General features: G+C 44.3%; 12 protein-coding genes. 11 read left to right on the forward strand and 1 reads right to left on the reverse strand.

Going from position 1 to position 12,736, the window contains the following annotated elements:
- The first annotated feature begins 90 nt into the window (after nt 1–90).
- Nucleotides 91–2,370: a 5-methyltetrahydropteroyltriglutamate--homocysteine S-methyltransferase gene (metE, locus tag PR795_RS15870; protein WP_181480560.1), complete on the forward strand. Its 2,280-nt coding sequence runs from the start codon at nt 91–93 to the stop codon at nt 2,368–2,370.
- A 62-nt stretch (nt 2,371–2,432) separates the two neighbouring features.
- Here metE and PR795_RS15875 read toward each other — a convergent pair whose 3' ends face one another.
- Entirely contained in the window at nt 2,433–2,822 is a 390-nt protein-coding gene (locus PR795_RS15875; RefSeq protein WP_006663291.1) for a YidB family protein, read from the reverse strand.
- Nucleotides 2,823–3,208: 386 nt separating this feature from the next.
- On the opposite strand from PR795_RS15875, the gene ltnD reads away from it, so the two are divergent.
- The 10 genes from ltnD to PR795_RS15925 all read left to right on the forward strand — a co-directional run bounded on the left by ltnD (nt 3,209) and on the right by PR795_RS15925 (nt 12,736).
- Nucleotides 3,209–4,117, forward strand: a complete 909-nt coding sequence (gene ltnD, locus PR795_RS15880; RefSeq protein WP_181480561.1) for an L-threonate dehydrogenase — start codon at nt 3,209–3,211, stop codon at nt 4,115–4,117.
- Entirely contained in the window at nt 4,114–5,391 is a 1,278-nt protein-coding gene (gene otnK / locus PR795_RS15885; RefSeq protein ID WP_181480562.1) for a 3-oxo-tetronate kinase, read from the forward strand. The genes ltnD and otnK overlap by 4 nt, the downstream gene beginning before the upstream one ends.
- On the forward strand, nt 5,384–6,025 hold the full coding sequence (otnC, locus tag PR795_RS15890; protein WP_006658329.1) for a 3-oxo-tetronate 4-phosphate decarboxylase: 642 nt from the start codon (nt 5,384–5,386) through the stop codon (nt 6,023–6,025). Before otnK ends, otnC begins: the two co-directional genes overlap by 8 nt.
- A 10-nt stretch (nt 6,026–6,035) precedes the next feature.
- Nucleotides 6,036–6,815, forward strand: coding sequence for a 2-oxo-tetronate isomerase (otnI, locus tag PR795_RS15895; protein ID WP_006658330.1), 780 nt, complete (start codon nt 6,036–6,038; stop codon nt 6,813–6,815).
- Nucleotides 6,816–6,824: 9 nt separating this feature from the next.
- On the forward strand, nt 6,825–7,592 hold the full coding sequence (locus PR795_RS15900; protein ID WP_006658331.1) for a DeoR/GlpR family DNA-binding transcription regulator: 768 nt from the start codon (nt 6,825–6,827) through the stop codon (nt 7,590–7,592).
- 57 nt (nt 7,593–7,649) lie between these two features.
- Nucleotides 7,650–8,609 (forward strand): D-erythronate dehydrogenase, encoded by a 960-nt coding sequence (denD, locus tag PR795_RS15905; RefSeq protein ID WP_036974016.1) that lies wholly within the window; start codon nt 7,650–7,652, stop codon nt 8,607–8,609.
- A gap of 11 nt (nt 8,610–8,620) precedes the next feature.
- On the forward strand, nt 8,621–9,997 hold the full coding sequence (locus PR795_RS15910; RefSeq protein WP_181480563.1) for a GntP family permease: 1,377 nt from the start codon (nt 8,621–8,623) through the stop codon (nt 9,995–9,997).
- Nucleotides 9,998–10,280: 283 nt separating this feature from the next.
- Complete coding sequence (gene udp, locus PR795_RS15915) at nt 10,281–11,036, forward strand: uridine phosphorylase (RefSeq protein ID WP_006658334.1); 756 nt, start codon at nt 10,281–10,283, stop codon at nt 11,034–11,036.
- A 282-nt stretch (nt 11,037–11,318) separates the two neighbouring features.
- Nucleotides 11,319–12,101 (forward strand): tyrosine-protein phosphatase, encoded by a 783-nt coding sequence (locus PR795_RS15920; protein WP_036959776.1) that lies wholly within the window; start codon nt 11,319–11,321, stop codon nt 12,099–12,101.
- Nucleotides 12,102–12,205: 104 nt separating this feature from the next.
- A complete protein-coding gene (locus tag PR795_RS15925; RefSeq protein WP_154632462.1) occupies nt 12,206–12,736 on the forward strand; it encodes a DedA family protein in 531 nt (176 codons plus the stop codon).

A 12,736-nucleotide genomic window follows, 5' to 3' on the forward strand; every position in this document is an offset into this window, starting at 1 on the left:
CGATGAATAATTTGCGCTTGTGCTTTATACAGTACCTGTTGATTATAGATGTGTAAACATCTAGACGGCTAAATATTTTAAGGGGTCAATATGTCTGTTATAAATCATACACTTGGGTTTCCGCGTGTCGGTCTGAAAAGAGAACTAAAACGTGCACAAGAAGATTATTGGGCAGGCAAGATTGACCAAACTGCACTTCTTGAGACGGGCTACCAACTGCGTGTTCGCCATTGGGAACAACAAAAAAATGCAGGGATAGACCTGCTGCCAGTCGGCGACTTCGCATGGTATGACCAAGTATTAACGACCAGTTTATTACTCGGTAACGTTCCACCGCGTCATCAAAATGAAGATGGCACTGTTGATTTAGATACTTTATTTCGTGTGGCTCGCGGTCGTGCCCCAACAGGTAAGCCTGCTGCCGCAGGGGAAATGACAAAATGGTTTAATACTAACTATCACTATATCGTGCCGGAATTCCAGCAAGGACAACAGTTCAAATTGTCGTGGAATCAGCTGTTTGATGAAGTGGATGAAGCGTTGAAGCTTGGGCATAAAGTGAAGCCAGTGGTGATTGGACCGATTACCTACCTATGGCTAGGGAAAGTGAAAGGACCGACATTCGACCGATTATCTTTACTGAAGGATTTACTCCCCGCATACCAAGAGATACTTTCTCGACTCGCTGAAAAAGGTGTGGAATGGGTGCAAATTGATGAACCTGCACTGGTATTAGACTTACCTATCAAATGGCAGCAAGCCTACCAAGAGGCTTATCAAGCCCTCACAGGGAAAACGAATTTACTATTAACCACCTATTTTGACGGTATTAGCCATCACTTGGATGTGATTAAACAACTGCCAGTGCAAGGACTACATGTGGATTTGGTTGCGGGCAAGGATGATATCGCGGCACTGCATCAAGCACTTCCTAAGGACTGGGTGCTTTCGTTAGGGTTAATTAATGGGCGTAACGTATGGAAAGGGGATTTAGGCGAGAAATTTCAACGGGTGAAACCGCTGCTAGGGGAGCGTACTCTTTGGGTCGGTTCATCTTGCTCGTTACTGCATAGCCCAATTGATTTAAATGATGAAACGCGTTTGGATGCCGAAGTGAAAAGCTGGTTTGCGTTTGCACTGCAAAAATGTGAAGAACTGGCGCTATTGACCCATACATTAAATCAGCCTACCACCGAAAATATTGAAAAATTAGAAGCCTATAGTGCGCCAATTCGTGCTCGCCGGACCTCTTCTCGAGTCAATAATACGCAGGTCGCTCAGCGCTTAGCGGCAATTAACGCGAAAGATACCGAGCGTACTCGTCCTTATGTAGAGCGTGCTGAACTTCAGCGCCAACGTTTTAATCTACCGTTGTGGCCAACTACGACAATTGGCTCTTTCCCGCAAACCAGTGAAATTCGTTCTTTGCGTCTTGATTTCAAAAAAGGCAATGTGGATCAACTGAATTACCGTACCAGTATCAGTGAGCACATCAAACAAGCTATCAAGGAGCAGGAGCTACTGGATATTGACGTCCTCGTGCATGGTGAAGCTGAGCGAAATGACATGGTGGAATACTTCGGTGAACACTTTGATGGCTATATCTTTACGCAAAATGGTTGGGTACAGAGTTACGGTTCTCGCTGCGTGAAGCCACCTGTGATCATTGGTGATATTAGCCGCCCAGAAGCTATTACCGTGGAGTGGGCGAAGTATGCACAGTCGTTGACGGATAAACCGGTGAAAGGAATGCTGACAGGTCCGGTGACAATACTGTGTTGGTCATTCCCGCGTGAAGATGTGAGCCGTGAAACTATCGCGAAGCAGATTGCGTTAGCGCTGCGTGATGAAGTGGATGACTTACAAAAGGCGGGCATTGGCATCATTCAAATCGATGAGCCAGCATTGCGAGAAGGCTTACCGCTACGCCGTAATGAATGGAAAGCATATCTCACGTGGGCGGTGGATGCCTTTAAACTGAGTGCTGCTATCGCGGAAGATGAGACTCAGATCCACACCCATATGTGTTACTGCGAGTTTAACGATATCATGGATTCTATTGCCGCATTGGATGCAGATGTGATCACTATTGAAACATCGCGCTCAGATATGGATTTACTCGATGCGTTTGAAGATTTTGATTACCCCAATGAGATTGGTCCAGGTGTTTATGATATTCACTCACCGAACGTACCGAATGTTGAATGGATTGTGGCGTTGCTGCGCAAGGCTGCGCAGCGGGTGCCTGCCGAGCGTTTATGGGTCAATCCAGATTGTGGTTTAAAAACCCGAGGTTGGGAGGAGACTCGCCAAGCGTTAGCTAATATGGTGGAAGCCGCGAAAAAACTGCGTAATGAGTATCAACGCTAACTGAGTAAAAAGCCCACGAATGAGTGGGCTTTTTCATTAGTCTTTCTTGTCACAAGCGGAACTTAGCCAAACAGTTTTTGTTTCAGTAAATTCATACCAATTGACGCTAAATCAATATTTTCAGGTAATTCACCGTTCGGAGTCGCACTATCAACTAAAGTGGGTAGGTACTTGGCAACCATATCTGTTGCTTGTTGTGGATCTAAGCCGACACGTTGAGCGAGTTCTTGGATCCCTGAGTCACCAAAGACTTGCATTAACTGGCTAGCATCCACTGGCAAATTTTCACCTTCTGAAATCCAAGATGAAACAATCCCGCCTAAGCCTTCAGTGTTAAATTTATCGACGACACCAGCGAGCCCGCCTTGCTTTTCAACCCAATCAATAACGGATTGAAACTGTTGCAGTTTATCACCAGCAACCATGCTTAACATTTGATCAAACAGACCCATTTTTGACTCCTCGATAACGTAATTAATGTGTTCAATACCAAGTATGGAACATTTTACAAAAAATAATAGGCGGCTATTTTGGGGAATTTACTCAACAGGTCAATCAAAATTAGAAGGAATAGTGGGAATTAAATACTCACCAAAATACACTGACTAGAAATGCATCAGAATGCTCACAATTTTTATCACACTTTCTTGTGAAGGAATAGAAGGCGGTGCGAAATTATTATCTTGTTAAATTTCAGTATAATAAATGAAAATTGGTTAAATTTTATATTCTCTTTAGTGTGATGGTAGTCATGTGTTTGTGAATTTGATTGTGTGAAAATTCACAATATTCACCAGAATTCACAATATTGTTAGAACTGACAACATCAGGGGGCTAGATGAAAAATATCGTTAACCATGTTGGCGTTATTGGTCTGGGTTCGATGGGAATGGGGATCGCGCAATCACTAATAAGAAAAAATATCCCAACCTATGGATTTGATTTAAATCCTCAAGCGTGTGACGCGCTACTTAAATATGGCGCGCAAGCAACAGGGAAAAATGCAGCGCAGTACGCCCACGAGTTGGATGCAGTGTTGATGGTCGTCGTCAATGGAATGCAAGTTGAAGGGATTTTGTTTGGTGGCGAAAAACCACTGGTAGAGCAGCTTCGCCCAAATACCATCATTGTGTTACACAGCACATTGGCGGCAGAGCAAACGAAGCAGATTGAAAAGCGTCTTGTTGAGTATCAACTTCTATTGGTGGATGCACCGATTTCTGGCGGTGCGATTAAAGCAGCGGAAGGCAAGCTAACGGTAATGGCATCGGGTTCTTCTGAACTATTTACTCAACTTGCTCCTGTATTTGACGCAATTTCTGAACGCTTATATCGAGTGGGAGATGAGGTTGGACTAGGGTCTACCGTGAAAACTATCCATCAGCTGTTGGCGGGTGTTCATATCGCGGTTGCTGCGGAAAGTATGGCGTTGGCGGCAAAAGCGGGAATCAACTTGGATGTGATGTATGACATTGTGACTCATGCCGCAGGAAATTCATGGATGTTTGAAAACCGTATGCAGCATGTTCTTGATGGGGACTACACACCAAAATCGTCAGTGGATATTTTTGTGAAAGATCTTGGTTTGGTGATGCAAACCGGAAAAGCGCTGAATTTCCCACTACCGCTCGCCGCAACCGCTCACCAAATGTTTATTTCAGCCAGCAACGAAGGTTTTGGCTCTCAGGATGATAGCGCGGTGATTAAAACCTTCAAAGGAATTACCTTACCGGAGAAAAAGGTATGACAGTGAAATTAGGCGTGATTGCTGATGATTTTACCGGCGCGACGGATATCGCAGGCTTTATGGTACAAAACGGCTGGAAAGTGGTGCAATTACTGAATGAGCCGAATGAAAATACCCCAATTCCACATGATGTAGATGCCATTGTGGTGAGCTTAAAGAGTCGCTCTTGCCCTGTTGATGGAGCGGTCAGCTCCTCGCTAAATGCATGTCGTTGGTTGAAGGAATCAGCACAATGCCAGCAAATTTTCTTTAAATATTGCTCAACGTTTGATTCAACAGAAAAAGGCAACATTGGTCCTGTCACTGATGCGTTGATGAAGCAGTTGGGTACAGATTTATCCTTAGTTTGCCCTGCACTGCCAGTCAATGGACGTACTGTGGTTCATGGACACTTGTTTGTAAACGGTCAATTACTGAATGAAAGTGGCATGCAACACCATCCAGTCACGCCAATGACTGATGCGAATTTGCTGCGAGTCATGGAAAAACAATCAACAGGGAAGGCTGGGTTGATTAATCTAGCAACAGTGCAGAAAGGGAGCTTGGCAGTCGCTGAACAGTTAGCACAGTTGCGTCAACAAGGCGTGAGTTATGCCGTCGTCGATAGTTTTACCATGGATGACCTGTTGCCTATTGCCCAAGCTTCGCAATCACTGCCTTTATTAACAGGTGGGTCAGGGTTGGGTGCAGCACTAGCAAATATAGATAGCCAAGTGGCATGGGGGCAAAGTGAAAGTCGCGGGATTAAGCCGGCAGGAAAAGACAGGAAAACCGTGATTTTATCAGGTAGTTGCTCACAGATGACCAACAAACAAGTACAGAACTACCAGCGAGTGGCACCAAGTAAGGCGTTAGATGTCGGTGAATGTATCAATAATCCAGACTATGCGAATGCCTTAGCTGCGTGGGTTCAAGCACAGCAAACGACGGGTTTGGCACCTTTGCTTTACGCCACTCAGCCACCGGAGTTATTAAAACAAACACAAGAAAAATACGGCGCCGCATCATCGAGCACGGCGGTGGAAAATGTGTTTGGGCAAGTGGTGACCTTATTGGAGGACCAAGGCTTTAACACGTTCATTATCGCGGGGGGAGAAACCTCAGGGAAAGTGGTTCAGAGCCTTGGAACAGAACAATTAAGTATTGGTTCACCTATCGCACCGGGTGTGCCGTGGGTACAGGATTTAACAAGCGGTAACTGGTTAGCACTGAAATCAGGCAATTTCGGTCAAGAGAATTTCTTCCAGTTAGCACAGGAGATGTTTAATGAGTAATGAAAAGGCGCTACGCCAAGAGTTGGTGGATTGGGCAAAATCGATGTTTAACCGTGGCTACAGTAGCGGCGGCGCTGGCAACATTAGCGCTCGTTTAGCGGATGGCTGCATTATTGTCACCCCGACTAACTCAAGTTTTGGCGATTTAGACCCTGAGCGTCTGAGTAAGCTCGATGCACAAGGAAACTGGATTGATGGTGATAAACCCACAAAAGAAGTTTCTATGCATATGGCAATGTATTTACAACGTGCTGATTGCCAAGCGGTTGTTCACCTGCATTCACCTTGGTTAACGGCATTATCTTGTTTGCCGAACTTAGATACGGCGAACTGCTTACCCCCAATCACACCATACTATGTGATGCGCGTGGGCAAATTACCATTAATTGAATATTTACCGCCAGGTGATGACCGAATCGGTGAAGAAATCGCGAAATTAGCCCCAAATCATAATGCGATTTTACTGTCAAACCACGGTCCGGTTGTCGGTGGAAAAACGTTAAGACAAGCATTTTTCAATGCGGAAGAATTAGAAGATACCGCTCGCTTGTACATTACATTACGTCCACATGGCTTCACAACGTTAACGCCAGAGCAAGTTCATGAGCTCGAAAGCCGTTACCCACAGAAATGAGGTGATAGACATGGCTAAATTTGCAGCAAATCTCAGCATGATGTTTAACGAAGTCCCATTTATTCAACGTTTTGAACGTGCTGCTCAAGCTGGGTTTAAAGGGGTTGAATATCTTTTTCCTTACGAAGAAGATGCGGATGCTATTGCGGGTGAATTGAAAAAACATCAACTTACTCAAGCGCTATTTAATATGCCCGCAGGAAATTGGGGTGCCGGCGAACGAGGAATGGCATCTCTTCCTGGGCGTGAAGCTGAATTTGCTCAAGGCGTGCAAACGGCGCTGAAATACGCTAAAGCCCTTGGGTGTAAGCAAGTGCATGCAATGGCAGGTAAAGTGGATGAAAAATTCACTTTTGAAGAGCAAAAAAACTGTTTTATTAAGAACATACAACAGGCTGCGGATGTGATGGCGGAGCATGGAATTCGTGTGCTTATCGAGCCAATTAATACCCGCGATATGCCGGGGTATTTCTTAACGACCCAAAAGCAGGCTGAAGCGCTGTTACCTGAAATCAATCGCGAAAATGTATTTATTCAATTGGACTTGTATCACTGCCAGATTATGGAAGGTGACTTATTGAAAACAATTGAGCGTCTTTGGGGTAAATTTAGTCATATTCAGATAGCATCAGTACCTTTTCGCCATGAACCGGATAGCGGTGAAGTCAATTACCCATGGATTTTTAATCAACTCGATGAAATGGGATATGAAGGCTGGCTGGGATGTGAATACCACCCAGCCGGACGCACCGAAGACGGTTTAGGCTGGCTCAAGCAAGCTAATTCCTAGGAGAACCGCATGATCCCTTCCGAACGTCGTGATTTTATTTATCGCTATGTCTATGAGCACCAAACTGTGTCTATCAATGACTTAGTTGGCTTAATGAATGTGTCTCATATGACGGTTCGACGTGATATTCGCATGTTGGAAGAGGAAGGGAAGGTTGTCGGAATTAGCGGTGGAGTTCGGTTAAATGATGCGTTACGCCAAGAGCTACCATGGAGCGAGAAGGCGAGGCTGCATCATCAAACCAAACGCGAAATCGGTCAATTTGCCAGCTCACTGGTTGAAGATGGTCAGGTGGTTTACCTCGATGCGGGAACAACCACGTTTGAAATCGCGCGTGTGTTAGGTGAGCGTTTTAATCTCACCATTGTGACCAATGATTTTTCTATCATGCAATATTTGATGAATAAATCGCAGCTGAATTTGTATCACACTGGTGGACAGGTTGATAAACGCAATCACTCTTGTGTGGGAAATACAGCCGCAGCCATGTTGCGAACACTGAATGTGGATATCGCGTTTATTAGCACCAGCTCATGGGACTTGCAACATGGCGTGTCCACGCCTCATGAGGAAAAAGTTCAAATAAAACAAACTTTATTGGATGTAGCCCGTCGATGTGTACTGGTTTCAGACAGCAGTAAATTCGGTAAATACGGTATGTTTCGTGTTTGCCCATTAGATCAATTGCACGACATCATTTGTGATAAACATTTACCGCCTGATGTCGTGCAACGGATAGTCGAAAAAAATATAAAACTTCATTTAATAAATACATAAAAAAACATCTTACCGAGTGATGCATAGCCCGTCAGGGCTATAGCAAGGAGAATGACAATGAAAGTTATTATTACTGGTGGCGCAGGTTTTCTGGGCCAGCAGCTAGCCGCTGCTTTACTTAAAAACAACCAAGGATTAAAATTTAGCCAACTCGTTTTAGCGGATATTCAATGCCCTACATCACCAATTGAAGATTCTCGCGTGAGTTGTGTTGCGTTAGATTTAACTCAGCCAGAAGCCGCAGATAAATTGATTGATGCGCAAACCGATGTGGTTTTTCACCTCGCTGCGATTGTGAGTAGCCACGCAGAAAGCGATTTCAATTTAGGTATGAAAGTAAATTTTGATGCGACGCGTCAATTACTTGAAGCCGCTAGAGCTAAAAACCCTGCCATCAAATTCCTTTTCACCAGCTCCCTTGCGGTATTTGGTGGTGAATTACCTGATGTAATCACCGACCTTTGCGTGGTAAACCCTCAGTCTTCTTATGGCGCTCAAAAAGCCATGTGCGAACTGATGGTGAACGATTATTCACGTAAAGGGTATGTCGATGGTCGAGTGATGCGCTTACCAACCATTAGTATTCGTCCTGGCGTCCCGAATAAAGCAGCGTCTTCTTTTGCTAGCGGTATTATCCGTGAGCCTCTTAATGGGATTGAGAGTGTTTGTCCTGTGTCTCCAGCGCTGGCTCTATGGTTATCTAGCCCAGAAACGGTCATCAACAACTTTATCCATGCAGTGTCGATTCCTGCGGAAAAATTTGGTCTTTCACGCACCGTGAACCTGCCCGGGATCACCGTGACAGTGCAAGATATGATTGATGCACTGCGTGATGTTGCAGGACAACAGGCCGTTGATTTAATTCGTTTTGAACCGGATGAAGCGATTAATCGCATTGTGGCAAGTTGGCCAGGTAAATTTGATATTCGCCGTGCACTGGATTTAGGTTTTAGAGCTGATGGATCATTTAGCGATGCGATCCGTTCATTTATTAAGCATCATAGCGCGAAAAAATAGGAGATTAAATAATGTCCTATATTCCTATTATTGGCCTCGCGGTGGCCATATTTGTCCTTATCTTTTTAGTATTACGAACGCGTGTTCACGCACTGTTAGCCATGCTAATTGCCGCTGCAATTGCGGGGTTATCCGGTGGGCTAACCGCGGCTGAAACCATCACGGTGATCACAAAGGGCTTTGGCTCGACCCTCGGTAGCATTGGTATTGTTATCGGTCTCGGGGTGATGATGGGAAGGGTGCTGGAAGTTTCAGGTGCTGCTGAGCAAATAGCCTATAGCTTTATCAAATGGTTAGGGAAAAAACGTGAAGAGTGGGCACTGGCAATCACCGGCTATATTGTCAGTATTCCTATCTTTGTGGACTCGGCATTCGTCATTCTTTACCCGTTGGCAAAGGCATTAGCCAAAAATGGTAAACGGAGCATATTAACGCTTGGGGTCGCATTAGCGGGTGGGTTAGTGGTAACTCACCATACTGTACCACCAACACCGGGTCCTTTAGGGGTCGCAGGTATCTTTGGGGTTGATGTTGGTGCGATGATTTTAGCGGGTATGGCGCTCGCGGTACCATGTGTCATCGGTATTGTGTTCTATGCCAAATGGCTAGGAACCAAATACCCTGAGTTTATGCCAGATGAGACGGGCAGCGAAGATCTAAAAGAAGTGCATGCACGTTACATGGAAGAAAAAGCGAATAAACCATTACCAAGCTTATTCTTATCATTGTTACCTATTATTACGCCAATCTTGTTGATTTTTATTAATGCTATCAACGGATTATTGCTAAAAACGGCCACCTTCCAAGGCATGGATGATAACTGGTACTTCCAATCATTCCAATTCTTAGGCGCCCCGATTATTGCACTCTCAATTAGCGTATTGATTTCAGTCTATACGTTAATGCCAAAAGCCTCGAAAGAAGAAGTCATTGACCGTATGGAAGAGGGATTGCAGGCGGCAGGGATTATCTTACTGGTCACGGGGGCTGGTGGTGCATTAGGTGCAGTATTACGTGATAGTGGTACGGGAACAATTTTAGCGGAGCACGTTGCGAATTTACCGATTACGCCAGTGCTAATACCGTTCATTATTGCCACGTTAGTGCGTTTAATTCAGGGATCAGGAACGGTTGCAATGATCACCGCAGCATCGATTTCTGCGCCAATTATTAGCCAAATCCCTGATATCAACTTATTAGTTGCCGCTCAAGCAGCAACAATGGGCTCTCTGTTCTTCGGTTACTTTAACGACAGCCTTTATTGGGTTGTGAACAGAATGATGGGGATTAAAGACGTTAAACAGCAAATGATAGTTTGGTCTATCCCAACAACAATAGCGTGGGCTATCGGGTTGGTTGGCGTCTTGATCCTTGATGTTGTGCTGTAAGTCTAGCACATTGATATTGTAATATTTTTTATCTTCTGCCTATCCAAAGCGCCTATTCAGGCGCTTTTTTTCGATAATCGCAAACATTCATCTATACTGGGTGTATCTCATCATTAGCTTTAATGTCACCGGACTTTATTTGTGATATATATCTCATTTTCATGAAAATGAAGTGAATCAGTTTCTATTAAAAGCGATATTGGTCACTAAATTAAGTCGAGCTAAGCGCTATATTGACTATAACGTACTAATTCAATGATGCCATTGTGTAAAGGAGTTTGATATGTCTGACGTTTTCCACTTAGGTTTAAAAAAGAGTGACTTACAGGGTGCAACTGTTGCTATTGTTCCTGGGGATCCTAACCGTGTTGAAAAAATTGCACGTCTGATGGATAACCCTGTGCATTTGGCTTCATTACGTGAATTCACTTCATGGCGTGGTGAACTTGATGGAAAAGCCGTGATTGTTTGCTCCACAGGTATTGGTGGTCCATCAACCTCTATCGCAGTTGAAGAGCTAGCTCAGCTAGGCATCCGCACTTTCTTGCGTATCGGTACAACAGGTGCAATCCAAGAAAACATCAATGTAGGTGATGTTTTAGTGACTACCGGTGCAGTGCGTTTAGATGGTGCAAGTCAGCATTTTGCTCCGCTGGAATTCCCTGCGGTTGCTGACTTTACTTGTACTAATGCGCTGTATGCTGCGGCGACAGAAGCGGGTGCAACTGTTCATGTTGGTATTACTGCATCTTCAGATACTTTCTACCCAGGTCAAGAGCGTTACGACACCTATACAGGTCGTGTGATGCGCCACTTCAGAGGCTCAATGAAAGAGTGGCAGGATATGGGCGTGATGAACTATGAGATGGAATCTGCAACGCTGTTAACTATGTGTGCAAGCCAAGGTCTGCGTGCAGGTATGGTTGCTGGCGTTATCGTTAACCGTACTCAGCAAGAAATTCCAAATGAAGCGCTTCTGAAAAAAACAGAAGGCAATGTTCTGAGCATTGTTGTCGAAGCGGCTCGTCGCCTGCTGTAATCCTAATTAGCTGACCCGTTTACTGACTTCACTCGGTTGTGGATTTTCGGTAAACGGGTTCAGTTATCATCATGCTACCCATGTATCTTAAATATTCTTGTATCTCTAATTGATCAGCGCAAAATTTATTTTCTCGCGTTTTTCTTATTCCCTTCATCGATGAATCTGTTATTGTCATTTAAAACAATGAATAGAAGCCTCTTAAGTTACTCAAATTACAAGTAATTGATAATTTCGTTTATTTTTAGTTTGAGCAATGACAGCGCTAAAAAGGGAAAACGTATGTCAACCAAACCTTACCTTCACCCCTCTGTACTGCCTTTAACCGGTGGAATTAACTTTCGTGATTTAGGTGGAAAAAAACTATCCAACGGCGGAAAAATTAAACCTGGGGTTTTATTTCGCTCAGGTGCATTAGACCGCTTAACCCAAGATGATGAAAAAGTCTTACAGTCACAAAACCTTTTCCAAATCATCGACTATCGCGATGAAGCTGAAATTTTGGATAAACCGGATGTGGTGTGGAGTGGCGCTCATTATGTGCATGCCCCTGCGAACCCGCTGGCAAAAGAAGTGAGTGCGAATTTAGATAAACTCACACCAGAAGTGCTAGAAAAATTTGATCCTCAAGCTTTCATGTTCCGCCTTTACGAGTTACTTCCATTGAATAATGCGGCATATCATCAATTGGTCAGCATGTTGAAGCAACCGGAAAAAGGTGGTCTTGTGCAACACTGTGCAGTCGGTAAAGACCGCACTGGAATTGGCTCGGCTTTAGTACTATTTGCGCTGGGGGCGGATGTTAATACGGTGATGGACGATTACCTATTAACCAATGAAACGTTAGCGCCATTCCGTAATCACCTACTGGAAGAATTTTCAAAAACTATGAGCGAGAATGTGGTAAAAAAATTCGAGTACGTGTTCTCCGTACGTGAAGAATTCTTACAGACTGCATTGAAAAGCATAGAAAATAATTATGGTGATGTGGATAAATGGCTAGAAAAAGATTTTGGCTTAGATAACGCTCAACGCAGCGTGCTACAAAGTTACTTCCTCGAATAATCTAATAAACACTGAAGTTGCAATGAGCGGGTTTTGTTGCAACTTTATTTACTTCCTATAACTATAATAGTGTTATTCAACTCATTAAAATTAGGAACGAACCCTTGAGCATCAATGAAATTGTCACTGCCATTACGGAATTCACTCGTGCTCACGAAGTGTGGGCGATCCCTATTGTCTTCATTCTTGCCTTTGGCGAATCACTCGCTTTTCTCTCTTTATTGCTCCCCGCAACCGTGATTTTACTTGGACTTGGTGCGTTGATTGGTGAAAGTGAAATCGCCTTCTTTCCGATTTGGTTAGCCGCCGTCTTGGGCGCATTTTTTGGCGATTGGGTCTCTTATTGGTTTGGTTTTCACTATAAAGAAAAAGTCCGTGAAATGTGGCCGATTTCTCGTAACCCTGAAATGATAGATAAAGGTCATCGTTTCTTTGAGAAATGGGGTGTTTGGGGGATTTTCTTTGGGCGGTTTTTTGGACCTTTGCGCGCGGTCGTTCCTCTTGTCGCAGGAATTTGTGAAATGCGCCAACGCCATTTTCAAATTGCCAACTTCGCATCCGCAATGATTTGGGCATTTGGCATTTTAGCACCGGGGGCGCTTGGCTTACGTTGGTTCGCTAGTTGGATGGGATAA

The sequence above is a fragment of the Providencia sp. PROV209 genome, assembly GCF_028479485.1.
In the GTDB taxonomy this organism is placed as follows: domain Bacteria; phylum Pseudomonadota; class Gammaproteobacteria; order Enterobacterales; family Enterobacteriaceae; genus Providencia; species Providencia alcalifaciens.

Bases quoted from the DNA above. Each gene is read 5' to 3' on its own strand.
- ltnD (WP_181480561.1), top strand. From the start codon at position 3,209: ATGAAAAATATCGTTAACCATGTTGGCGTTATTGGTCTGGGTTCGATG.
- PR795_RS15875 (WP_006663291.1), bottom strand. From the start codon at position 2,822: ATGGGTCTGTTTGATCAAATGTTAAGCATGGTTGCTGGTGATAAACTG.
- otnI (WP_006658330.1), top strand. From the start codon at position 6,036: ATGGCTAAATTTGCAGCAAATCTCAGCATGATGTTTAACGAAGTCCCA.
- denD (WP_036974016.1), top strand. From the start codon at position 7,650: ATGAAAGTTATTATTACTGGTGGCGCAGGTTTTCTGGGCCAGCAGCTA.
- udp (WP_006658334.1), top strand. From the start codon at position 10,281: ATGTCTGACGTTTTCCACTTAGGTTTAAAAAAGAGTGACTTACAGGGT.
- PR795_RS15920 (WP_036959776.1), top strand. From the start codon at position 11,319: ATGTCAACCAAACCTTACCTTCACCCCTCTGTACTGCCTTTAACCGGT.
- otnK (WP_181480562.1), top strand. From the start codon at position 4,114: ATGACAGTGAAATTAGGCGTGATTGCTGATGATTTTACCGGCGCGACG.
- metE (WP_181480560.1), top strand. From the start codon at position 91: ATGTCTGTTATAAATCATACACTTGGGTTTCCGCGTGTCGGTCTGAAA.
- PR795_RS15910 (WP_181480563.1), top strand. From the start codon at position 8,621: ATGTCCTATATTCCTATTATTGGCCTCGCGGTGGCCATATTTGTCCTT.
- otnC (WP_006658329.1), top strand. From the start codon at position 5,384: ATGAGTAATGAAAAGGCGCTACGCCAAGAGTTGGTGGATTGGGCAAAA.
- PR795_RS15900 (WP_006658331.1), top strand. From the start codon at position 6,825: ATGATCCCTTCCGAACGTCGTGATTTTATTTATCGCTATGTCTATGAG.